The following is a 21945-nucleotide window of genomic DNA, read 5'->3' as shown; positions in this document are numbered from 1 at the left end:
TTACAACGAACGATCTAGATCGGAGCCAGCATCGACTTTGAAAGCCACCATTCCAAAGCATGGCCCAAGAAAAACACGAGCCCCACAAAACTGTTCAGGGTGAAGAAAGCCTGGTCGATGCGGGACAGGTCTCCGCCCCGGACCAGCCACTGCTCCCGGGCCAGCATGGCCGCAACCGCCGCCCAACCGAGCCAGGGCAGGGCATGGCTGCCCATCTGGAGGTTGAACAGGGCCCAGGCCACCAGGGCCAGCCCGTGGAGGGCGCGGGACAGCGCCAGCGCCCCCGAGGTCCCCAGGCGCGCGGGTACGGAGTGGAGGCCCTTCGAGCGATCGTAGCCCTCATCCTGCAGGGCATAGAGGATGTCGAACCCCGCGGTCCAGGCCAGTACGCCGGCCGACAGCCACAGGGCCGGGGCCTCGATCCGGCCCGACACCGCGATCCAGGCGCCCAGCGGCGCCCCGGCCAGCGACAGCCCCAGCACCACATGGGCCCAAGTGGTGAAGCGCTTGCAGAGGGAATAGCCGAGGATGATGATCAGCGCCAGCGGCGACAGGGCCCAGGTGAGGGGGCCGAGGGCGCCGGCCGCCAAGCCGAAGAGGATGATGCCGGCGCCCATCAGCGCCATGGCCCCGGCCTTGGAGACCCGGCCGGCGGGAAGGGCCCGACCCGCCGTCCGCGGGTTCTCGGCATCCAGGTCCGCGTCCACCAGCCGGTTGAAGGTCATGGCCGCCGTCCGGGCGCCGACCATCGCCGCCAGGATCCAGAGGATGGTCTTCAGCGGCGGCACTCCCTGAGCGGCCCCCAACGCCCCCAGGAAAGCAAAGGGCAGGGCGAACACGGTGTGCTCGAACTTGATCATGTCGAGCAGTTCGATACATTGGTTGTAAATAGCTGATTTGTTTTCTCGAGATGAAAGCATGCGAAGGCTGCGCGAACCCGCTTCAGGCGGTCCGGTTTCGTCATCCGAGTGCACTTTCCCGGATGAAGCGGGATTCTGGGGGTGATTGGAGTGATCCGCCGGCTTATCCATGGGAGACATGATCCAGTGAATCGGGGGCCATGTCTCCGGTTGGATGAAGGGTCGTTCGTCGCACTATCGGGGGGTGCCCGTTTGCCCTGACTCATGGGATGAGAGGGGTCTTGGGGGTTCGCCGACGGAGAAGGCCAGGCGGAGGTAGGTGTAGGCGGGTGCCTCGCAGAGGGCACCTCCTTCTTCGCTGAAGAGGTAGACCTCGTTCGTCCCAGGAACAGGCATAACGGCTTCGGGGCGGCACAGCCCTTCGAATTCAGGAAACCAGATGCGCTCCGTCTTCCCCTTCAGCGAGCACAGCCAGAGGGAGTAGCCTGCGGCCTTGTCCACGGGTCCGCCGATCACCAGGTAGGCACCCAGGGCAGGCACATATTGAATGTCCCGGATGCCGTGGCCATCCAGGTCGATCGGCTGCATCCGCACCCCGGGCCGATCCGAGAACGGCTTCGAGACGAAGGCCAGGAGGGCCTTGCCGTGGTTCAGGGCGAAGGCCTTGCCGAAGGTGGGGTCTCCGAAAGCGGGGCCATACAGTGGCGACCTCAGGCCGATCACCAGGGTCTCCGGCTGCTCCGGAACCCAGGAGAGGCCCTCGGTGTTGAGTCCGCCCCTTACGCCGAAGGTGGCGGCCACCCTCGAGTACCAATGCTCGTCGGGGAGGCTCTTGAGGCCTTCCAGCAGCAAGTCGCGGATGACGGTGGCGCGTTCCTGGTGGACGAACCTCCGGGTGGGATCCAGGGTGAAGGAGGTCAGCAAGCGGTAGGACTCGGTGTCTTCGTCCGCCTGGGCCTGGCTGGAGAGCACATAGAACTGGCCCGTCTGGAAGGTGATGCCCTCCAGGTCCTTCTGCTGCACCACTCGGGGCAGGACGACGCCCGCTTCCTCCAGGCGGTCCAGGTTGGCCACCCGGATCTCCGGGTGCTCCGAGTTGAGCCCTCCGTCGTAGGCCAGGTAGGCCTTTCCATCCACGCAGACGGCGCCGCTGAGATCCTGACGCCGGGGGCCTTCCTTCGCGAAGGAAGGTGTCCTCCCCTTGGCGAGCACACGGAAGGTGGGGACGGCACCCCGCGCCACCCCCATCGCCAACAGCATGAACACAATCAGGCGCATGAGGTGGGGCATGGCATCTCTGTCGGGCATGGGGTCGCGGCGTCACAGGAAGAAGACGGAATACAGGATCGAGAGTACCGCCAGGGGGATCATCCCCATGGCCGCCAGGTTGGCGGTGTGCCGTGTTCCGAACATGTAGGTATAGGCCACCTTCAGCAGGTTGTTGCTGGCGCTGGCGATGATGATGGCCTGCAGGATCTGAGAAGTGCCGATGCCCAGGTTGCCCTGCAGGACCGAGACCACGAAAGGCGTGATGTCGGAACAGCCCACCAGGAAGGACAGCATGCGCAGGCCCATGCCCTTGTAGTAGAGCAGGGTGTACTTCGTGGCCAGCGAGACCGCCACGAACATGACGGCGAAGAAGAGGGCCGAATTGATCTCCAGGGGGTTCTTGTGCAGGGCCGGCTCCTCACCCTCGGCGGGTGTGGGGCCTTCGCCAGGAGCTTCCACGGGCATCGCCTCGGGAATGGGGGTGACCGCTGCCGCTGACTGGTCTCGGCGGATCCAGAAGGCGTACCCGGCGGCCAGGCCCGCAAGCACCAGCAGCGCCGGTCCCACCTGGAGGGCTGAGCTGATGCGGAAGATGGAGACCAGCACCAGGAGGCGCAGGTACATCATGCAGACCGCCAGCAGGATCGCTGCGGCGGCCTCCTGGTCGTGCCCGGGGTGGCGCTTGGATTTCTTGGCCAGCACCAGCACGGCCACCGTGCTGGAGTAGACCCCGCCGATCAGGCCCGTCAGCAGCATGCCCTTGCGGGGGACGAGGTAGGTCTGGAGCACATAGCCCAGGTAGGAGATGGTCGTGGTGATCACCACGGCCATCCAGATCTGCCGGGGGGTCACGGGCAGCACTGTGAAGATCTGGCCCATGGCCCCGGAAGTCGGCGGCAGGCTCGGGATCAGCGGCAGCACCACTCCGGCGATTGCGAGGAACTTGCAGGCGGTGACCACCTCGCCCGTCTCCAGCCGGTCGGTGAATTGGCGGATCCGCCCTTTCGAATGGAGGATGAACAGGATCGAGACGCCGAAGAGCACCAGGAACCAGTGGGGCTGGTGGAGTGCCACGGGCCCTGTGGTGTAGGTGAGCAGGGCGATGAGCACACCGATGAGCCCGGGGCTCTTTTTCTGGTGCACCTTGTTGCTGTAGTAGACCAGCAGGAAGGGGACCACCGCGGCCATGCCCAGCAGGAACGCGATCTGGCCGACCCCGGGGATCTGGTAGAGCATGAAGCCCAGCATGCCGAGGAAGACGAAGGTCCGAACTGTGCCGAAGGTGTCGAACTTCTTTTCGCTCTCGTAGTAGTCCCGCAGACCGATGCCGATCAGGGTGCTGATGGCGAGGGTCAGCAGGAAGGGCGCCACCTGGGGTGGAAGCATGGGGACTCCGGGACGGTGGAACAGGAGGAAGGGGCAAGCGTCGGGGAAGGGTCCCTATGCAGGCCCCGGAGCGGCTCCCCCCGAAGCCGCCCCGGGGTGGGGCATGGAGGTGGGGTGAAGCTATTCCATGCCCATGACGCGCTTGGCCGCCTTCAGGTAGTTGGTGTTCGGCATGGCACAGATGCCGAGGCCCTCGATCACCTGGCGCATCCCATCGTAGTTCTCGCTCTCCGCGCAGGCGGATTCCACCATGGCGCCGTTGAACCAGACCTGGGCGTACTCGCAGATGATGCCGTCAATGGTGAATCCGTAGCGCATCTTCTCGACTGCCACGGGAACCAGGTCGGGGTGCTTGCGGGCCATCGCGATGAATTCATCGATGGTGTAGACCTCCTTGTCCAGGACCATCTCGACCTTGAGGTGGGACAGGATGGTGGCCAGATCTTCTTTCTTCACGGGGAACTGGAACTTCCCGCGGGGCTGGAAGATCTCATAGCCTTCGGGGGTCTCGCCCACCTTGGTCTTGATGTCCAGCAGGCCGTCGCGCACCTTCACATTGGCGTCGTTCGTCTTCGCGCTCAGGAAGTAGGTCTCCTTCGGCATGCGGCGGGCCTGGAAGAGGACGGTCTTGCCGTTCCACATCTTTTCCTTCACGAACTCGATGATGCCAGGCCCGAAGACCCGGAACTCGGCGCGGGGAATCACCTTCAGGGCGTCTTCGGCGGAAGTGGCAGTGTTCTTGGCAAACACATCGGACATGGGGTTGCTCCAGTGAGGGGTGGATGGGAGATCCATCCAGGGCGGGTGCCCCTGGGGGCAGGGGCGGGAAGATGCCGCCGGGCCTAGAAGGCAACGGCGGCGTAGAGGAAGGAGAGGCCGACGATCCCCGCCATGCCGAGCGCCGTGAGGCGGGCGGTCTGGCGGTGACCGAAGGCGAAGGTGTAGGCGGTCTTCATCACATTGTTCGAGGCGGTGGCGATGACGATGGCCTGGAGGATCTGGTGCGTGCCGATGCCGAGGTTCCCCTGCAGGACTGACACGATGAAGGGGACGATGTCGGAAGCGCCCACGAGGAAGGAGAGCATCCGGAGCCCCAGCTCCTGGAAGCGCAGCAGAACGAACTTGGTGACCAGGGACACGGTGACGAACATGAGGGCGAACAGCAGTGCGGCGTTCAGCTCAAGCGGGTTGCGCTCCTTGACTTCCACGACCTCGTCACCCTCAGTTGGATCGGTGGCGGGGGCTCCGCCACGGCGCAGCCACCAGGCATAGGCACCGGCCATGAGGGAGAAGATCAGGAAGGGCGGCACGAGCTGGATGGCACCCAGGGGCATGAAGGCTGCAACCAGGAAGAGGATGCGGAGGTACATCGTGGGGGTGGACAGCATGATGGCCGCGGCGGCCTCCCGGGCCTGGTGGCCGTGGGCACGGGTCTTCTTGGAGATCACCAGGACCGTCATGGTGCTGGAATAGAGCCCCCCGATCAGGCCCGTCAGCAGCAGGCCCTTCTTGGGGTAGAGGTAGGTCTGCAACACATAGCCGAAGTAGGAGATGGCGGTGGTCACCACCACGGCCATCCAGATCTGATGCGGTCCGACGGGAAGCACGGCAAAGATCTTTCCGCCCAGGCCATCCGTGGGCGGTACCGCCGGGATCAGGGGCAGGATGACGCCGGCGATCGCCAGGAATTTGCAGGCGGTCACGACTTCGCCAGTTTCCAGCCGGTCCGTGAACTGCCGGATGCGGCCCTTGGAATGCAGCACGAAGAGAATGGTGACAGCGAAGGCGACGAGGTACCAGTGCGGCTCGTGGATCACCACCGGGCCCACGCTGTAGGTGAGGAGGGCGATGAGCACGCCGATGAGACCAGGACTTTTCTGCTGGCTGACCTTGTGGTTGTAGTAGATCAGGAGGAAGGGGCCCACCACCACCATGCCCACCAGGAAGGCGTAGGGGCCGATGACCGGGATCCGGTAGAGCATGTGACCCAGCAGCCCGAGGAAGATGAAGGTCCTGACCGTCCCGAAGGTGTCCCGCTTTCCTTCCTGCTCGTAGTATTCGCGCAGGCCGATGCCGATCAGCGAACTGATGGCGACGGTGAGGAGGAAAGGGGTGAACTGGGGTGGGAACAAATGACGCTCCAAGGCGGCCGGGGCCGGCTGCGGGTTGATCGCGGTTGTGGGGATCGGGCTAGGACCGCTTCCTGGACACGAGATCTTTGAAGTGGACGAGGTAGAGCCCCGCGAGAACGATGCCGGCGATCAGCCAGCCGAAGGACCGGCGCCTTGGCACCACCTCCACGACCATGGAGGTGTCATCGCCCTGACGAAGGCCCGTGAACTGCAAGATGGCGGCCTGATGCCCGTCCAGCTGGGTGAGCAGCACCCGGGGGCCGACTTCTGCCTTCTTCAGTTTCGGCAGTTGCTCGCGGATGGCCTGGGCCATCATGTCCTCCGGGAAGAGAAATTCGAACCGGTAGCTCCCGATGGCGGTTTCCTGGGAGTTCACGAAGGCATGCCGGAAGAGGCGGCTGTTTGCCGGGAGGGTGGTCCGCTCGCCCGGCCCCAGCTGAACCTCCTGGATGGCCCGCTTCACCTCGAAGGCGACGCGCAGGGTGGCCGTGTCCGGGATGCCCTCGGGCAGGTGGAACCGGAGGGTGGTCATGCCGTTTCGCGGCCCGCATTCCAGGCCCACGCCGGCTGGCGCTTCCACCAGCCGCGGATTCTCAGGGGAGGGAAAGCCGAGCGGCAGGCTGAGCGTGCCGGGCATTGCGCCCGTGAGGACCACCGTGGCCGTGGCCTGGCCAGTCCCCTGTTCGTCGGCGTGGAGCCGCACCACATAGGACTGGATGTCCGTGGCCATCAGCAGGCAGGGCGCCAGGAAGGGAAGAAGCCGAAGGATCCTCATGGTGCCACCGCCCAGAACGCGGGCGTGATGCCCAGCCAGTGGAACCAGGTGGCCCCGGAGATCACCAGGATCAGCACTCCTAGGGTGCAGGTGAGCATGCCGTACTTGAAATTGTCCGAAACCGTGAACTGGTTGGTGGAGAAGAGGATCACATTCGGCTTGCCGCTGATGGGCAGGCCCACCACCCAGTCGATGCAGAGGGCGGCAGGAAGGGCCAGCGACAGCGGATTCCAGCCCAGGGCCTTGGCCAGGGTGATGATGATCGGAATCATGATGAGGGTACGGACGGTCTTCGAGGTGGTGAGCAGGTGGCTGTACATCATCACGGAGATCACCACGGTGTAGGTGATCCCGAAGGGCACCCCCTGGAGGTTCATCCCCCCGAAGAGCATCCGGACGCCCCACTCGGCTGCCCCCGTGTCATCCAGGGCCAGGCCGCCCGCGTAGGCGCCCGCGCTGAAGATCAACAGGTGCCACGGAATGTCCGCCTCGGCCCAGGACAGGATGCCCCAACGGGGGAAGAGCACGATCACCGCCCCCAGCAGTGCGGCGAAGGGCGCGCTGATCTCCACGCCAAACCATCGCATGTGGAAGATGTCGGTCATCCATAGGAACAACACCATGCTGAAGATGGCGATGGCCTTCTTCTCCTGGAAGCTCAGGGGGCCCATGGCCCGGTACTGCTCCCGGACCAGATCAAGCCCGCCCTCCACCTGGGGAACCTGGTCTTCGGGCCGGATGCGGAAGAGGAGCTTCTGCCCGAGGATCCACATGAGCAGCATGGTGACGATGGCCACCGGCGCGCCCAGACGCATCCAGTCCATGTAGTAGACCCGGTGCCCGCCCATGTTCTGGATGAGACCCACTGCGATGAGGTTGGCCGAGCTGCCGGTCATGGTGATGGACGAGAGCACCGAAATGCAGGCCAGGTTGAGCAGCATGATGTTCTTGCCAAAGGCGTTCGGCGTGGCTTCCGTGGAGCCATAGATGGTGGCGACCACGATCATGAGGGGCAGGGTCATCACGCACCGGGCGGCCGTGGCGGGGATGAGCGGCGCGAGGGCCAGCTGCAGGACGACGAAGGCCAGCAGGGCCCAGCTGGCCTTGTGGCCGAAGCGCAGCACCAGCCACAGGGCCATGCGCTTGGCCAGGCGGGTCTTCACCAGCATGGAACTCAGGATGAAAGCCAGCAGGTTCAGCCAAATCACCTCCATCCCCAGGACATCCATGATGGCTTTGGCGTTCGAGGTGCGCGTCACCAGCAGCAGGAACATCAGGACGAGAGAGGTGACATAGGTCGGGAAGGGTTCAGTCACCCACCAGACCAGGGCGAGCATGAAGCAGGCCGCGCCGGATTGGGCCGACGCGCTCAGGCCGGCGCCGGCGGGCAGGTAGTAGATGAGGAGGAACAGCAGGATGCCGCCCGGGAATCCCAGGTAGCGCATCCACTGTTCGGTGGGGCTCTGCGCCTCCCTCACCTTCGAGGAGAGTGTCATCTTCTCCATGTCCAGGAGCTCCTGGAGGGTGGGCGAGGCGTTGGCGGGTCGTGCTTCGGAATTCATGCCGGAACCTGAAAGTGCGGGCCACCGATGGGGTGGCCCGCGGGAGAGGGATTAGGCCTTGGTCCAGTTCTTGAAGGGGTGCTTCAGGAGGTTGGAGTTGAAGTAGCGCGGATCACTGGATACCTCCTGGCCGACCCAGTCCGGCAGCATGATCTTCTCGCCTTCGGAGGCCAGCTCCACCTCGGCCACCACCAGGCCTTCGTTTTCGCCATGGAAGACATCAATCTCCCAGGTCTTTCCCCCGTGTACTTCCTTGTGGCGGTGCTTGTCGATGAGCGGCTGCTCGCAGAGGTTGTCCAGGAGGATCGCGGCATCCTCCCCGGGGATCAGGTACTCGAACTCGGCGCGGGTGACGCCCGTGGTGATGCCCTTGATGGTGAGTTTGGCCTTCGTCCCCTCGATGCGCACGCGCACAACCCGCTCCTTCTGCGAGTTCAGGTAGCCCTGCTTGAAATGCGTGCCTTCGCCCTGGGGTTTCCAGGCGGCGAGGTTGACGAGGTACTTCCGTTCGATTTCCTTGGCCATGTCGAGGCTCCGATTCAGTGTCTGGGGATGGGGTGGATTCGCAGGGCGTCTTTGAGTCCCTGCGGGTAACTGGTGTTGCCTCGCGCTCGGAGTCCCAGGCGGGCGATGACCTGGAGGGTCAGGCCAGGATCTTCGTGCTCCACGGAAAGGCACTCGACCCTGGCGTGGCGGATTGTCAATCGGTCGAATTCGCCGCTGACGCCATCCAGTTGAAACATTTCGGATTGCTTCAAGATGCTGACGGCACGGACCTCGGGGGTGTGCTGTCGGACGGTTTCCAGGAACTGCTCTTGGGTGTACTCGGATCGGTCCAGCTTCGGGGTCGGGAGGCCCCAGGCCTCGAAGAGTCGTGCCACCACCGCTGCCGGGCAGGGAAAGGCGGCGGAGAGGACCGGATCCCACAGTTCCAAGCCGCCGGGTCCCGTTTCCTTGCGCCACTTGAGCCGCACCGCGCCCTGCTGGATCTGGACATCGTGCATGCTCATCCGGCACAGGAGGCAGACATCCTGCGAAGTGACCGTTGGCGAGACCAACAACTCAGGGTGGTCCCGTCGGAATGTGTCGAAGGACGGAGCGAAGGATCGCCATTCCCAACGGGGCATGTCTAGGGGAGCGGCCTTGCTCATGGATATCCCGGAGGCCAGAGGGTGATGGGTTGAGTTCGTGCCTCCCGGAGACGGGCGGAGGGGGCCACCGCGATGGATGGCCCCTCCAGGCCGGATCCAGGATTAGAAGTTCACCTGCAGGCGGAGGCTGGTGAAGGCGAAGTCGTCGTTCACGATGCCGCCGTAGACGCCCTTGGGCTTGGCGTTCTCGTTGTTGTCCACCTTCGTGTAGTCCATCATCCAGCGGATGTTCTTGTTCATGTAGTAGGTCAGGCCGAGGCTCATGTTCTTCGCCACGCCGCCCTTCACCGCATCCAGGGCCGTCAGGTCGTCCTGGTCCATCTTGCTGTAGCGGGCCACCACTTCCCAGGCGCCGTTCTTGGAAGGCACCACTTTGCCGAAGAGGCCATCGCTGACCTCATAAGTGCGCTGCCCGCCGAAGACCCACGACACCTGGCCGTAGTAGGTGGCGAAGCTGTGATCCACCACGCTGGCCAGGGCCGCGGCGCCAGTACCGACCGCGGCGCGGCGGTAGACCTTGGTCTGCTGATACTCACCCTGCCAGGAGAACGGGCCCCAGACGCCCGCCAGCTCAGCGCCGTACTGCTTCCAGTTGTCCACATTCGAGATCTTCGCGTTCAGGAACTTCGCTTTGCTGATCTTCCCCGCCTCGGGCCGGCCGGAGAGATCCACCACATACTGCAGGCTCGCCAGGGGGGTGAGCGTGGTGGTGCTGTAGTCGGCGTTGGGCTTGCGGTAGGTGGTGGCCACGCCCAGGTGCACGGCCTTGGTTTCCGAGACCAGCACGGGCGCGAAGGTGAACCGGCCGGCGTAGCCCCAGCCCTGATCCGAGCCGTTGGCGTCGAGGGAACCCGCGTTGTTCGTGTCGTCAATGGCCTGGCCGAAGAAGTTCAGCTTGGTCTGCCAGCGCTCGCCCCAGGTCTGGTAGGCGACGCCCACATGCCGGTCCGGTGTCCAGACATCGCTGTACGAGCGCTCCGTGAACCAGATCGCGTTCGAGGAACTGAGGGTGTCGAAACCGAAGGGGGCCTTGAACTGGCCCACCTGGATCAGCGTGTTCTTGAAGCCCTGGTAGCCAATCCACATGTCCTTGATGGACGCGGTGCTGTCGGCGAAGTCGTAGTCGCCTTCGCCCAGCCAGTTCTTCCCGAAGGTGGCCTTGAAGCTGATGCGGGCGCGGCGCAGCTGGGTGCCGTTCGCCAGACGGTTTTCGTTGCCATTGAAGAAGACGGAATCGAGGTGGAAGCGGCCACCGAACTTCACGGTGAATCCGCTGTCCTTGGCGTCGTCCTTCCTGGTCTCGAGCTTCGTCAGCTTTTCGATCTTCTTCTCAAGATCGGACAGGCGCTGGTCCGTATCCGCCGATGTCTGGGCGAAGAGCGGGCCGGCCATCAGGGCCAGGGCCAGGGGGGAGAGGAGAGCTTTCATGGGTTCGCTCCTAGGTGAGCTTGAACGCAGGTCACGCGGGCCTGCCGGTGGGGGAGTAGATGTGTCGCCCCTGGCGTGGACCCGGGGCCAATTCCTCAACAGCAAGCCCCGAGCCATTCTCTACCAGAAGGTTAATTTCTTTGATTACCTTTAGATAGGACATTGGCATCCGCACTGCGGCCTCGGCTTTGCGCGGAATCTCGCACACCCCATGCGGGGTTCCGCTCGCGGAAAGGGCGGGCCCCTGGATCGGTATCAGCGTGGCGAAGGGCGCCCAGCCTCCACCCAGGCTGCCAGTAAGAGGTCGCCGGTGCGTTCGCCAGATCGCCGGAGCTGGCGCTCGGCCACCGCCTTCTGTTCGTGCCATGGGCCTTCTTCGGCCGACGCGGTCCCTCGGAGTCCGTGCCGGGGGGTCGCCGAGTCCGCCGCCAGCAGGGTCTGCACGAGGGCGTGGCTCTCGACCACCCAACTGGACACGGCACGGTGAAGATCCGCTGGCGCCACGGCCAGACGGGGATCGGGGAGGTTCTCGACACCCTGGCGCAACAGATCGATCTCCCAGCGCCGGTGCACGCCCTTCTGCCCGGTCAGCTTGCCGTTCCGGTTCCGGGTGGTGTGGAGGGGCACCTGGGCATCGGCGACATAATGGCAAAGCCAGCCGCTGGCCGTCACCACCGCTTCGAGTCGCCTCGACCGGAAGGCTTTTACGAGGAGGGCGTACCGCTCGGCGATCACCCATGGGAGTTGACCGCTCTGCTCGAAGGCCCAGGCACCCACCTGGGTGCGGGCTTCCGCGATGGTCAGCGGCACCCGGGTGGCGCCCCCGTAGGTTTCGCTGTAGATCCGATGGCGGCCGACTTCAGCGGGATCCTGGTCTTTCCAGAGATCTGGTTCCAAGGCCGCCAGGAGAAATTCTGGCTCCCTCCCGGTGTACCAACTCCGGAGGCCAGGCGGCAGGCTGGAGAGAGAGGCCGCCGCAGCCAATCGATGGCCTTCTGGTCCCCAGGGCAGCAGAGGCAGGCCCGTGGCCAGCAGAAGGACTGCGACCGCCGGCCTCACGGCTTGGCCTCCTGGGCGGGCGCTGGGTCCGGGGGCAGGGGCCGCTGTCGACATTCCTCCAGGCTTGGCGTTCCGTCGCCGGGTTTGACCCGGAGCACCCAGAAGCGGTCAAATCCCGCGACCTCCGGAAAGGTGTCCGGGTACCCCAGGGCGCTCACCAGATCCGTCAGGGTGTCCGAATGGCCGCAGACCACTATGACCTGGCCCGGATGCTGGATGAGGAGGTGCCGGCCGAGCGCGCCCTCGCTTCCCCGCGTGTAGACCCGGATCGGAAGGCCGAGCCGCTTCGAGAGGGGTGCCAAGGTCTGCTGGGTGCGGATCAGGTTCGAGGCGAACAGGGCCGTCGGATGATAGGCAGCCAGGTCGCCGGGAAGCGCTTCAGCGCGGCGGCGGCCCTGGGCCGATAGCACGGCGGTGTCGCCCCGGTGGGCCTTCTCCGCGTGCCGGAGGAATACGACCACGGTGTCCTGGGCGCCGAGGGTGAGGCAGAGGGTCAAGGTGAGCAGCAGGGAACGGAGCACTCGGGCCTCCAACTGGAAGGGGGGAGCGATAAACACGCTCCCCCCGGTGATCAGCCTGGCTGGAGGACCGGGCTAACCTTCGTACATGCCGCAGCAGATGACCATACCGCTCTGGAAAGCGACCAAGGTCCGCTTCACCTGGGTCTGCATGTTGGCGGGATTGATCTTCGTCTCCTCGACCCAGCCACCGCCCTTCTTGCGGGCGAGGCCGATCCGCTCCTGGATGTAGAGCTTCCCGGATTTGTCCTTGGCGGCGAACTGGTTGCCGCCGACTTCCTGGGTCTTCTTGCCGTGGCCAATGACCTTGCCATCGAGATCGTAGACCGTGAGGTAGAGCCGCTTCGTCTTCTGGACATTGAACCGCCCGGTGGGGCGCGACACTTCGTTCAGGAAGGCGTCACGGGAATTAGCCTTGGCGTAGCTGACGGCCTCCTTCACGAAGGCCTCGACCTCCCGGGTGTCCTGGGCCACCAGGACGGGACTGACCAGGGCGATGGGCATGAGCCAATGGGTGACTGACATGGGGACTCCTGGTGAGGCGGCGATCACTCGCCCAGGTTCTTGGCGCCGGCCCAGCGGTACAGGCGGGGGTTGCCCTTCTCGTCCAGGGTCCGCTTGTCGGCCTCGGTGACCACGGAGCGCTCGTAGTCGAGGGCCGCGTCCCCGATGAGCCGGATGGCCTCGGCACGCCCCTTGAAACCGGGTGAACTCAGGATCAGGTTGCCCTTCTTGTCCCGCCCTTTGTACGAGGTGAACCAGGTTTTCAGGATCGTGGTCGCCCCGGGGAATTTCGCGTCCAGCTCGTCCACACTCTTGCAGCTGGCGAAGGGGCTCCCTTCCGGGACGAGAATGACCTTGTCGTCAATCTCGCCGCCGTCGACGAGGCTGAGGATCCCGATGGGGCGCGTCTTCACCACGGATCCGGTGGGGATCGCGGGACCGAGCACGAGGACATCCACGGGATCGCCATCCCCGCCCTTCTGCTTGGAGAGGATGGTGCGGGGGATGTTGCCGTAGTTGCAGGGATAGCCCAAGTACTGGACGAATCGGGGGGCGCCGTTCTTCTGCTCCAGCTCGATGAGGCCGGTCTTGATGCTGACTTCGTATTTGGCCGTGGTGCCCGCGGGGATCTCGATCACGGCGTTGACCGTGCCATCCACATTGTGGGTGTCATAGCCCGTGAAGAAGTTCTTCTCCCCCTTGAGTACGGAGACCTGCGGGGTTACCCCGGGCCCAGGTTCGGCACCGGACAGGGGAAGGGCGCTCAGCCCCCAGCTCGTGGAAAGGGCCAGGCCCAGTCCGAACAGGGTGGCAACGGTCTTTTCTAGCGGTGTCTTTCTCATCTCTGCTCAACTCCATGGAATGGTTGGAAGGCGCGGTCGGGACATGCCTCAGGACGGATCGTCGTTGTTGGCTGCCTTGGGCTTCTTGGCCTTCTTCCCCTTCACGGGCTCGGCCTTGGGCGCGGGGGCCTTGGATGCGGCGACGGCGGGCTTGGCTTCGGCCTCTTCTGCTTTGACTGCGGGCTTGGCCGCCTTGGGAGCCGCTGGTGCCGCGGGCATCACGGTGAGGTGCGGCCGGCTCTTCTTGGCCGCATCGTCATAGGCCACATCGGGCCGTTTCAGGCTTTCCTCCCGGATGTCCTCGGGAGCGTATTCGAGCAGGTAGAACACCGGACCCCAGGTGGCGGAACCCGGATCCACCACCTCGCGGATCAGCGCGGCGGCATTCACCAGCTGCTCGGGGGTGCGGTCCGCGTTGTTCTTGGAATATCGGCCCGACTTGTTGTTCACCGTGAAGGTGTTCGTGCCCTTGTCGTAGAGGATCTCGCCACTGATGCGACCCATGCCGCCCGCCAGGGCCGAGACATGCCCGTAGTTCTCCGTGGTGCCGGGCTTGCGCTTGGACTTGTCCTCGGGCCGGTAGAAGCCCTTCTCGTAGGTGCGACCCAGGGGATGGGCAGCTTCCTGGATGATGCCCACACGGCCTTCCGCATCAATCACCCAGTTGTACGGCGCGTGCTTGGGATCCAGGATGCCGGGGTGGTCCTTCGTGGCCACCTGGAGGTAGGGGTTCAACAGGACTTTCCCGCCCTTATCCGCCTCGTAGTGCTTGATGTAGGCGGGCTGCTGGAGGGTGCCGTACTGCTTGTCCAGAAGGTCGGGATCCTGACCGCCGAAGGCGGGGAGGAAGGTGCAGACCAGGGCGGTCCGCAGCAGAGACGGGGTGAGCGACATTCGCATCGCGGGGGTTCTCCTTCGAAAGGGGTGATTGGGGGCCCTTGGCTACTGGCCGATGGGCCGCTTCATGAGGACGCGCACCTTGGAGCCGCCCCACTTGCCGTCATCGGCAAGCGCCAGGCCGGCCAGCTCGCCGCGCAGGACCTTGCTCAGGAACCGCTCGCCCTGGAGGTGGGTCTCAGGGCTCTCGTAGAGCGTCAGGTCTTCGTAGCCGTAGGAAAAGTCGTAGAGGAAGATCGGGCCGTCCTCCTTCATCGCCCAGCCTTCCATGGAGACGCCGCAGGGCTCGGTTCCCGGCAATACCACATAGCCTGGGCGGACGCGGTAGGAGTAGGCCTTGCTCGAAATCAGGCGCGTCCCCGCCGGCAGGCCGAGCTTCAGGAGCTCAGGCATGTACTTCCCGAAATCGCCCAGGGTGAGGCTCCCGAGGTCGTCCAGCGGCACCGAGAAACTGGCGCCCTTCTCGATGTAGCCGACGAGCTGGCCTTTGGGGCCGGAGCCGACATTGTCCTGGCACTCCTGCTCACCCTTGACCCCCACCACTTCCAGGGGCGCGGCCAAGGTTTTGGCCACCTCCTCATGGATGGCCTTCACGGTCACCTTGCCGTTCGCATCGGCGATGCCGGCCTTGTATTTGGTGGTGATGCGGATGAGGTAGCCCCGCTTCCAGAGGGCCTGATCGGCCGTGTCCAGGTACTCCTTCGTGGTCATCTCGACCTTGAGCGGAGCCTTCTCCTTCTCGGTGACCGTGAAGCCTTCCTTGGCGGCGGCGGCCTTCACCCGGGTCCAGACCGCCTTGAAGGCCTCCGCCGGCGTGCCCTTGGCCTTGGCGGGATCCACGAGGAATTTGTATTCCCGGCCACTCACATCTTCAAGCATGGGGGCGGGATGGATTGCGATCTTCCGCTTGAAGAGCGGCGTGGGGTCGTCTCCAGCCGTGACCAGGGCGCAGGTCGCGGCCGCCAGGGCCAGAAGCAGGTTCCTGAATGGCTTGATCATGACGCGTGCCTCCCTATGGCTGGGTCGCCCTGGAGCCAGCTCAGGGCGCATTCCGGATGGATTGAGCACCATCCGGCCCCGGGACGGGCCGGGGATCAGACAAGGTCGAGCAAGGGTCGAGCCATTCCCGACCTTGTGGTTAATTTATAGTAATTCACCCAATTACGCAGACCTGCACGAGCGGCGCACGGTCCACCTGAGCGGAATCCCGCACCTCCAGTGCGGGGTTCCGCTCAGTCTTTCCCGGTGGCGATGCCCAGGGCCTTGAGGCGGTCGTAGAGGGTCCGGCGGGCCAGCCCGAGAATCTGGGCGGCGTCCGTGACATTTCCGCCGCTGCGCTGCAGCACCTTCTCGATGTGGATCCGCTCCATTTCCTTGAGCGTGACAAGGCCGGCTTCCGTGGCGACCTGGCTCGGACGCCGCCCGCCCAAACCCAGATCCGCCGCTTCGAGGCATTCCCCCTTCTGCAGGATCATGGCCCGCTCCAGCACATTGGCGAGCTCGCGGATGTTGCCCGGCCAGGCGTATTCCCTCAGGGCCTCCAGGGCCCGGGCGCTGAACTGGACCTCGGGCCGGCCCATGCGACTGCAGACGCTCTTGAGGATGGTCATGGCGAGGACGGGGATGTCCTCGGCGCGTTCCCGCAGGGGCGGAATCCGGAGGGTGAGGGTGCTCACGCGGTAGAAGAGGTCGTCCCGGAATTTCTTCGCCCGGACCATCTCCTCCAGATCGAGGTTGGTGCTGGCGATGAGCCGGATGTCCACATGGCGGTCCCGCACATCACCCAGGCGCCGGAAGGTCTTCTCCTCCAGGGCCTTCAGCAGCTTCGGCTGGATGGCGGGGTCCATGTCGCCGATCTCGTCCAGGAAGACGATGCCCCGGTGGCCCACCTCCAGCAGGCCCTGCTTGGCGGCGATGGCGCCGGTAAACGCACCGCGCTCGTGGCCGAACAGCTCGGATTCCAGGAGCTCCCGCGTCAAACCTGCGCAGTTGAGGTTCACGAAGGTCTCTTCCCGTCGCGGCCCCTGGGCGTGGATCCACCGGGCGAGCACGCCCTTGCCGGAGCCGGTCTCGCCGAGGATCAGGACTGGGCTGTCCCACTCGAGCATCAGCCGCGCCTGTTCCTCCAGCCGCCGGATGGAGGCGCTTACGCCCTGGAAGGGATTCATGAGACCGGGCTGTTCGCGGCTGGCCACCTCCTGGCGCTTACGCAGGCGCTGCTGCTGCAGGAGGCGCTTCACGAGAACCAGGAGGGTCTTGGATTCCACGGGCTTGGTGAGGAACTGCTCGGCCCCCTCCTTGATGGCGCGAACCGCCAGATCAATGGAGCCGTGGGCCGTGAGGATGATGAAGGGGGTGTCTTCGCTCAGCCGCTTGAACTGCGGCAGCAGGTCGAGGGAGGTCCCGTCGGGCAGGCTGTAGTCCGCCACCACCACATCGTAGCCGCCGCTGCGGAAGAGCTCCGTCGCCTTCTGGCAGGTGTCCGCCTCATCCACCTCCATCTCGTTGGCACGCAGAAAGGCGGTCATGCCGTGGCGTACCGCCGGGTCGTCTTCGATGATCAGGATCTTCGGCTTAGCCACGGGGCTCTCCAATCAGTTCCATGCGACGACGGGGAGCCGGAAGCCTGAGGGTCACTCGGGCACCACCACCGGAGGCGTTCTCCACGGCCACTGTCCCGCCGTGCTCCTCCACGACCCGCTTCACGATGGACAGGCCGAGGCCGGTGCCGCCTTTCCGCCGTGTGAAGAAGGGTTCAAAGGCCCTGGCGAGGCTCTCGGGATCGAAGCCGGACCCTTCGTCTTCCACCGAGAAGGTCCACCAGTCATGGCCTTCGTCGCGGAGGTGCCGCCCGCGCACCGACACCGTCCCGTTCGAAGGGGAATGATGCAGGGCATTCTCGATGAGGTTCCGGAACACCTGGTGCATGCGCCGGGCATTCAGGGGCAGCACCAGCGCCTCATCTTCCAGGGCCAGGCGCACCTTGCAAGCGCGGCTGACCTGCAGGGTCTCGCAGGAACGAAGGGCATCTTCCAGCAGGGAGCGGACGCGACAGGGTTCGGGGTTGAGCGTCCTCGGCTCACCATAGTCGCGGAGGTCGTTCATCAGGCCCTGGATGCGGTCGGAACTCTCCCGCAGGGCCGAGAGGAAGGGGCGGTAGCGGGGTTCCTCGCCGAAGGTGGCCTCCAGGGCATCAAGGTTGATGGAGATGCCATAGACCGGGTTGCGGATCTCGTGGACCACGCCTCCCACCAGGGCCCGCAGGGATTCTTCGGCGCGGCGGCGATCGGTGATGTCCGTGCACATGCCCGCCATCCGCGCCGGCTGGCCATCGCTGCGCCAGGCGACGACCTTGCCCGCGTCGAAGACCCAGAGCCAGTCGCCGGACTGGGTGCGAAGCCGATATTCCACTTGGAGGCCCGGAAGCCGGCCCTCCAGGTGGGCGTTCAAGGCGGCTTCGGTCTGCAGGCGGTCCTCGGGATGGATGAGGTCGAAGCCCGCCTGCAGGGTGGAGGCAATGGCTCCCGGCTCATAGCCCAGCATCCCGAACCAGCGCGGACTGCGGTAGATGTTCCCGGTCTCCAGGTCCAGGTCCCAGAGGCCCTGCTGGGTGCCGTCCAGGGCATGGTTCAGCCGCTCTTCGCTGGCCCGAAGTTCCGCCTGGGCCACCTTGAGGGCGGTGATGTCCCGGGAGATCCCGGCGATGCGGTGGATGCGCCCCCACTTGTTTCGGACGGGGGTCAGGATGGTCTGGAAGGTGCGGACTTCCCGGGCGATGGGGTGCTCCTCCTCGAACTGGAGGGGGGTGCCTCCCTGGAGGACTCGCTGGAAGTGGGCGATCAGCTGGGTCGCGCTGCTGCTGGTGAGGCAGGACTCGGGTGAGCGGCCGGCAAAGTCCGGATTGAGGAAACTGCCTGAGGCGTGGAGCGGCGGATTCACCGTCTCGAAGGTCATCTCCCCCTGTTCGGAAATGCCCACGACATAAATCCAGTCATACAGGTTCTGGAAGAGCCCGTCGAACCGGTAGGGATCCTCTCCCCTGGCCAGACCTGAACTGCTCTGGGCCTGGCCCCGGGGTCCCATCAACCTCGCCCTGCCGCGGCGGAGCGCTTCGGGAGCCTGGGCGGCGGTCACATAGGTTTCGTGGAACCCCTCCCGCAGCATGGCTTCGCCGATGGCTGAATCGCCCTTGGGGATTCGCACCAGGGTGGGAAGGTCGGGATGATGGGCTCGGAATGTCCGGATCCTGATGTTCCAGGCCTCTGTCGCCGCGGGCCCCCAGAGCAGCAGCGCATCACCCGGGCCACAGACGAACGAGTCCAGCTCCGCCTCGGACCAGCCGCTGATGTCAATGCAATCCGGAACAGGCTCCCCAACCGCCATGAAGGCCCGGCCCAGGGCCCGTCGCATCGCCGCGGGCACCCCCACCGTCAGTAGCTGAAAGGAGGTGGTGGCTGGATTTGAAGGACTTTCCATCTCAATGACCTCGTACTCCAACCGATCATCGCATCATCTTTGCGGCAGCGGGGTGGAGGTCCAAAGCGCCTTCTCCTGCGTTTATTGGGTCCAATCCAGGCGAGAGGCAGCTATTAATACTTACGAGAACTATTGTCCTGTGTTGGTCGTTGGCCTATTTTCCGTAAAATATAAATATTCATTTTAAGAAGTAACTTCCACTCTTTAGAATATATTGTCGCTTTTAATCTTGGAATAAGTGTTCGTGCGTATTTATAATTGGCCGATAGCCTGTAGAATTAGAGTTAATTTTTTCCTTCTAACCCATCGAAATAAAACGCCCGGCGGATGCCGGGCGTTTTAGGCGGATGAAACAGGCGATCAGCCGGCGCCACCGCTGGTGGTGGCGGGACGATAGGTGAGGCTGGCCTTGATGAAGTCGCGGTTCATGCGCGCGATGTTCTCCATCTTGATGCCCTTGGGGCAGGCGGCCTCGCACTCGCCGTGGTTGGTGCAGGTGCCGAACTGCTCGGCATCCATCTGGGCGACCATGTCGCGAACGCGGATGTAGCGTTCGGGCTGGCCCTGGGGCAGCAGGCCCAGGTGGGTGACCTTGGCGGACAGGAACAGCATGGCGCTGGCATTGGGGCAGGCGGCCACGCAGGCGCCGCACCCGATGCAGGCGGCAGCGTCCATGGAGAGCTCGGCCTTCTCCTTGGGGATCGGCAGGGCATTGGCATCCTGGGGCGAGCCGGTGGGCACGCTGATGAAGCCGCCGGCCGCGATGATGCGGTCGAAGGCGCCACGGTCCACCATCAGATCCTTGATGACGGGGAACGCCTCAGCGCGCCAGGGCTCGATGGTGACGCTATCGCCGTCCTTGAAGCTGCGCATGTGCAGCTGGCAGGTGGTGGTGCGCTCGCGGGGGCCGTGGGGGCGCCCGTTGATCACCATGCTGCAGGTTCCGCAGATGCCTTCGCGGCAGTCGTGGTCGAAGGTGATGGGTTCCTCGCCCTTGCGGATGAGACCCTCGTTCACGATGTCGAGCATCTCCAGGAAGGACATGTCGGGGCTGATGTTCTCGGCGGGGTACTCGACGAACTTGCCGTCGCACTTGGCGTTCTTCTGCCGCCACACATGGAGGGTGAGATTGAGGTGCTTGGACATGGCTCAGTTCCTCACTTGTAGCTGCGGGTCGCGAGGTGGACATTGTCGAAGGTGAGCTGCTCGGTGTGGCGCACCGGAGCCTGGCCTTCGCCCTTGTACTCCCAGGCGGCCACATGGGCGAAGTTCTCATCGTCGCGCAGGGCTTCCCCCTCCGCCGTCTGCCATTCCTCGCGGAAGTGGCCGCCGCAGGACTCGCGGCGCTGGAGGGCATCCAGGCACATCAGCTCACCGATCTCCAGGAAGTCGGCCACGCGGCCGGCCGTCTCAAGAGACTGGTTCAGGTCGTTGCCGCTGCCCGGGATGCAGAGGTTCTTCCAGAACTCCTCGCGGATCTGCGGAATGAGCTCCAGGGCCTTCTTGAGTCCGGCCTCATTGCGGCCCATGCCGCACATTTCCCACATGACCTTGCCGAGTTCGCGATGGAAGTGGTCCGGAGTCTCCTTCCCGCCGATGGACATGAGCTGGCTCATCCGTTCTGAAACGGATTGCTCCGCGGACTTCACGGCCGGATCGTCAGCCTTGATGCGGGTGCCGGGCTTGATGCCCGCCAGGTAGCCACCGATGGTGTAGGGGATCACGAAGTAGCCGTCGGCCAGGCCCTGCATGAGCGCCGAAGCGCCCAGGCGGTTGGCGCCGTGATCAGAGAAGTTGGCCTCGCCGAGGACGAAGAGGCCGGGGATGGTGCTCATGAGGTTGTAGTCCACCCACAGGCCGCCCATGGTGTAGTGGCTGGCGGGGAAGATGCGCATGGGGGTCTTGTAGGGGTTCTCGTCCGTGATGCGCTCATACATCTCGAAGAGGTTGCCGTATTTTTCCTCGATCTTGGCAGCGCCCAGGCGGTTGATGGCGTCGCTGAAGTCGAGGTAGACGCCGAGCCGGGTGGGTCCGACGCCCCGACCCTCGTCGCAGACCTGCTTGGCGGCGCGGCTGGAGACATCCCGGGGGGCAAGGTTGCCGTAGGAGGGGTACTTGCGCTCCAGGTAGTAGTCGCGGTCCTCCTCGGGGATCTGGTTGGCGGGCTTGCCGCAGTCCTCCTTGCGCTTGGGCACCCAGATGCGGCCGTCGTTGCGCAGCGACTCGGACATGAGCGTGAGCTTGCTCTGGTGATCGCCGGTGACGGGGATGCAGGTGGGGTGGATCTGGGTGAAGCAGGGGTTCGCGAAAGCCGCCCCCTTCTTGTAGGCGCGCCAGATGGCGGTGCCGTTGCAGCCCTTGGCGTTGGTGGACAAGTAGAAGACATTGCCGTAGCCGCCGGTGGCGAGGCAGACCGCGTCCGCCACATGGGACTCGACCTTCCCGGTCACCATGTCCCGGGTGATGATCCCCTTGGCCACGCCGTCCACCACGATCAGCTCCAGCATCTCGTGGCGCGGGAACATCTTCACCTTGCCGAGGCCGATCTGGCGTTCCAGGGCCTGATAGGCGCCGATGAGCAGCTGCTGGCCGGTCTGCCCGCGGGCATAGAAGGTGCGGCTCACCTGGGCGCCGCCGAAGGAGCGGTTGTCGAGCAGTCCGCCGTATTCCCGGGCGAAGGGCACGCCCTGGCCCACGCACTGGTCGATGATGTTGTTGCTGACCTCGGCCAGGCGATGCACATTGGCTTCGCGGGCGCGGAAGTCGCCACCCTTGACCGTGTCGTAGAACAGGCGGTAGACGCTGTCGCCGTCGTTCTGGTAGTTCTTGGCGGCGTTGATGCCGCCCTGGGCCGCGATGGAGTGGGCCCGGCGGGGGCTGTCCTGGTAGCAGAAGCATTCCACTTCGTAGCCGAGCTCGGCCAGGGAGGCGGCGGCGGCGCCGCCGGCGAGGCCGGAGCCCACTACGAGTACCTTGTACTTGCGCTTGTTGGCCGGGTTCACGAGCTTGAGATCAAAGCGGTGCTTCTCCCACTTCTTGTCAATCGGGCCGTCTGGGATTCGGGCATTGAGTTCCATGGAGCGCTC

Annotated in this window: 20 protein-coding genes; all 20 read right to left on the bottom strand. The window is 64.7% G+C overall.

Annotated features, from left to right (window positions below):
• Positions 1–14: 14 nt before the first annotated feature.
• On the bottom strand, positions 15–860 hold the full coding sequence (locus tag QZ647_RS07795) for a UbiA-like polyprenyltransferase (RefSeq protein ID WP_291271615.1): 846 nt from the start codon (positions 858–860) through the stop codon (positions 15–17).
• 234 nt (positions 861–1094) lie between these two features.
• Positions 1095–2150, bottom strand: a complete 1056-nt coding sequence (locus QZ647_RS07790) for a hypothetical protein (protein ID WP_291271614.1) — start codon at positions 2148–2150, stop codon at positions 1095–1097.
• A gap of 30 nt (positions 2151–2180) precedes the next feature.
• Positions 2181–3515 (bottom strand): DUF4010 domain-containing protein, encoded by a 1335-nt coding sequence (locus tag QZ647_RS07785; protein ID WP_291271613.1) that lies wholly within the window; start codon positions 3513–3515, stop codon positions 2181–2183.
• 120 nt (positions 3516–3635) lie between these two features.
• The gene (locus QZ647_RS07780) at positions 3636–4274 is read right to left on the bottom strand and encodes a hypothetical protein (protein WP_291271612.1); all 639 of its coding nucleotides are present in this window, start codon (positions 4272–4274) and stop codon (positions 3636–3638) included.
• An 83-nt stretch (positions 4275–4357) separates the two neighbouring features.
• Complete coding sequence (locus QZ647_RS07775) at positions 4358–5647, bottom strand: DUF4010 domain-containing protein (protein WP_291271611.1); 1290 nt, start codon at positions 5645–5647, stop codon at positions 4358–4360.
• Positions 5648–5705: 58 nt separating this feature from the next.
• Positions 5706–6422: a hypothetical protein gene (locus QZ647_RS07770; protein ID WP_291271610.1), complete on the bottom strand. Its 717-nt coding sequence runs from the start codon at positions 6420–6422 to the stop codon at positions 5706–5708.
• Entirely contained in the window at positions 6419–7984 is a 1566-nt protein-coding gene (locus QZ647_RS07765) for a DASS family sodium-coupled anion symporter (RefSeq protein WP_291271609.1), read from the bottom strand. Before QZ647_RS07765 ends, QZ647_RS07770 begins: the two co-directional genes overlap by 4 nt.
• A 51-nt stretch (positions 7985–8035) precedes the next feature.
• Positions 8036–8509, bottom strand: coding sequence for a CYTH domain-containing protein (locus tag QZ647_RS07760; protein ID WP_291271608.1), 474 nt, complete (start codon positions 8507–8509; stop codon positions 8036–8038).
• A 14-nt stretch (positions 8510–8523) separates the two neighbouring features.
• Entirely contained in the window at positions 8524–8988 is a 465-nt protein-coding gene (locus QZ647_RS07755) for a hypothetical protein (protein WP_291271607.1), read from the bottom strand.
• A gap of 249 nt (positions 8989–9237) precedes the next feature.
• Entirely contained in the window at positions 9238–10563 is a 1326-nt protein-coding gene (locus QZ647_RS07750) for a porin (protein WP_291271606.1), read from the bottom strand.
• A 255-nt stretch (positions 10564–10818) separates the two neighbouring features.
• On the bottom strand, positions 10819–11622 hold the full coding sequence (locus tag QZ647_RS07745; RefSeq protein ID WP_291271605.1) for a zinc dependent phospholipase C family protein: 804 nt from the start codon (positions 11620–11622) through the stop codon (positions 10819–10821).
• Positions 11619–12143, bottom strand: a complete 525-nt coding sequence (locus QZ647_RS07740; RefSeq protein ID WP_291271604.1) for a phosphoglycerate mutase family protein — start codon at positions 12141–12143, stop codon at positions 11619–11621. The genes QZ647_RS07745 and QZ647_RS07740 overlap by 4 nt, the downstream gene beginning before the upstream one ends.
• 72 nt (positions 12144–12215) lie before the next feature.
• On the bottom strand, positions 12216–12665 hold the full coding sequence (locus tag QZ647_RS07735; protein WP_291271603.1) for a cache domain-containing protein: 450 nt from the start codon (positions 12663–12665) through the stop codon (positions 12216–12218).
• A 23-nt stretch (positions 12666–12688) separates the two neighbouring features.
• The gene (locus QZ647_RS07730; RefSeq protein ID WP_291271602.1) at positions 12689–13486 is read right to left on the bottom strand and encodes an inorganic diphosphatase; all 798 of its coding nucleotides are present in this window, start codon (positions 13484–13486) and stop codon (positions 12689–12691) included.
• Between the two features lie 48 nt (positions 13487–13534).
• Positions 13535–14386 carry a hypothetical protein gene (locus QZ647_RS07725; RefSeq protein ID WP_291271601.1) on the bottom strand — a complete coding sequence of 284 codons (852 nt, stop codon included), beginning with the start codon at positions 14384–14386 and terminating at the stop codon, positions 13535–13537.
• A 42-nt stretch (positions 14387–14428) separates the two neighbouring features.
• Positions 14429–15382, bottom strand: a complete 954-nt coding sequence (locus tag QZ647_RS07720; RefSeq protein WP_291271600.1) for a hypothetical protein — start codon at positions 15380–15382, stop codon at positions 14429–14431.
• Positions 15383–15615: 233 nt separating this feature from the next.
• Positions 15616–16965, bottom strand: a complete 1350-nt coding sequence (locus tag QZ647_RS07715; protein WP_291271599.1) for a sigma-54 dependent transcriptional regulator — start codon at positions 16963–16965, stop codon at positions 15616–15618.
• Complete coding sequence (locus QZ647_RS07710; RefSeq protein ID WP_291271598.1) at positions 16958–18793, bottom strand: ATP-binding protein; 1836 nt, start codon at positions 18791–18793, stop codon at positions 16958–16960. The genes QZ647_RS07715 and QZ647_RS07710 overlap by 8 nt, the downstream gene beginning before the upstream one ends.
• 426 nt (positions 18794–19219) lie before the next feature.
• On the bottom strand, positions 19220–20005 hold the full coding sequence (locus QZ647_RS07705) for a succinate dehydrogenase/fumarate reductase iron-sulfur subunit (protein ID WP_286355839.1): 786 nt from the start codon (positions 20003–20005) through the stop codon (positions 19220–19222).
• A gap of 11 nt (positions 20006–20016) precedes the next feature.
• On the bottom strand, positions 20017–21936 hold the full coding sequence (locus QZ647_RS07700; protein ID WP_291271597.1) for a fumarate reductase/succinate dehydrogenase flavoprotein subunit: 1920 nt from the start codon (positions 21934–21936) through the stop codon (positions 20017–20019).
• Positions 21937–21945 lie beyond the last annotated feature (9 nt).

The organism is Geothrix sp., assembly GCF_020622065.1.
GTDB lineage: Bacteria > Acidobacteriota > Holophagae > Holophagales > Holophagaceae > Geothrix.
Note: the sequence above shows the minus strand (reverse complement) of the source record. Positions and strands in the feature narration are given on the sequence as shown.

Bases quoted from the DNA above. Each gene is read 5' to 3' on its own strand.
- QZ647_RS07710 (WP_291271598.1), bottom strand. From the start codon at position 18,793: ATGCGACGGGCCCTGGGCCGGGCCTTCATGGCGGTTGGGGAGCCTGTT.
- QZ647_RS07790 (WP_291271614.1), bottom strand. From the start codon at position 2,150: ATGCCCCACCTCATGCGCCTGATTGTGTTCATGCTGTTGGCGATGGGG.
- QZ647_RS07755 (WP_291271607.1), bottom strand. From the start codon at position 8,988: ATGCACGATGTCCAGATCCAGCAGGGCGCGGTGCGGCTCAAGTGGCGC.
- QZ647_RS07780 (WP_291271612.1), bottom strand. From the start codon at position 4,274: ATGTCCGATGTGTTTGCCAAGAACACTGCCACTTCCGCCGAAGACGCC.
- QZ647_RS07720 (WP_291271600.1), bottom strand. From the start codon at position 15,382: ATGATCAAGCCATTCAGGAACCTGCTTCTGGCCCTGGCGGCCGCGACC.
- QZ647_RS07725 (WP_291271601.1), bottom strand. From the start codon at position 14,386: ATGCGAATGTCGCTCACCCCGTCTCTGCTGCGGACCGCCCTGGTCTGC.
- QZ647_RS07765 (WP_291271609.1), bottom strand. From the start codon at position 7,984: ATGAATTCCGAAGCACGACCCGCCAACGCCTCGCCCACCCTCCAGGAG.
- QZ647_RS07750 (WP_291271606.1), bottom strand. From the start codon at position 10,563: ATGAAAGCTCTCCTCTCCCCCCTGGCCCTGGCCCTGATGGCCGGCCCG.
- QZ647_RS07770 (WP_291271610.1), bottom strand. From the start codon at position 6,422: ATGAGGATCCTTCGGCTTCTTCCCTTCCTGGCGCCCTGCCTGCTGATG.
- QZ647_RS07730 (WP_291271602.1), bottom strand. From the start codon at position 13,486: ATGAGAAAGACACCGCTAGAAAAGACCGTTGCCACCCTGTTCGGACTG.
- QZ647_RS07700 (WP_291271597.1), bottom strand. From the start codon at position 21,936: ATGGAACTCAATGCCCGAATCCCAGACGGCCCGATTGACAAGAAGTGG.
- QZ647_RS07760 (WP_291271608.1), bottom strand. From the start codon at position 8,509: ATGGCCAAGGAAATCGAACGGAAGTACCTCGTCAACCTCGCCGCCTGG.
- QZ647_RS07705 (WP_286355839.1), bottom strand. From the start codon at position 20,005: ATGTCCAAGCACCTCAATCTCACCCTCCATGTGTGGCGGCAGAAGAAC.
- QZ647_RS07795 (WP_291271615.1), bottom strand. From the start codon at position 860: ATGATCAAGTTCGAGCACACCGTGTTCGCCCTGCCCTTTGCTTTCCTG.
- QZ647_RS07735 (WP_291271603.1), bottom strand. From the start codon at position 12,665: ATGTCAGTCACCCATTGGCTCATGCCCATCGCCCTGGTCAGTCCCGTC.
- QZ647_RS07785 (WP_291271613.1), bottom strand. From the start codon at position 3,515: ATGCTTCCACCCCAGGTGGCGCCCTTCCTGCTGACCCTCGCCATCAGC.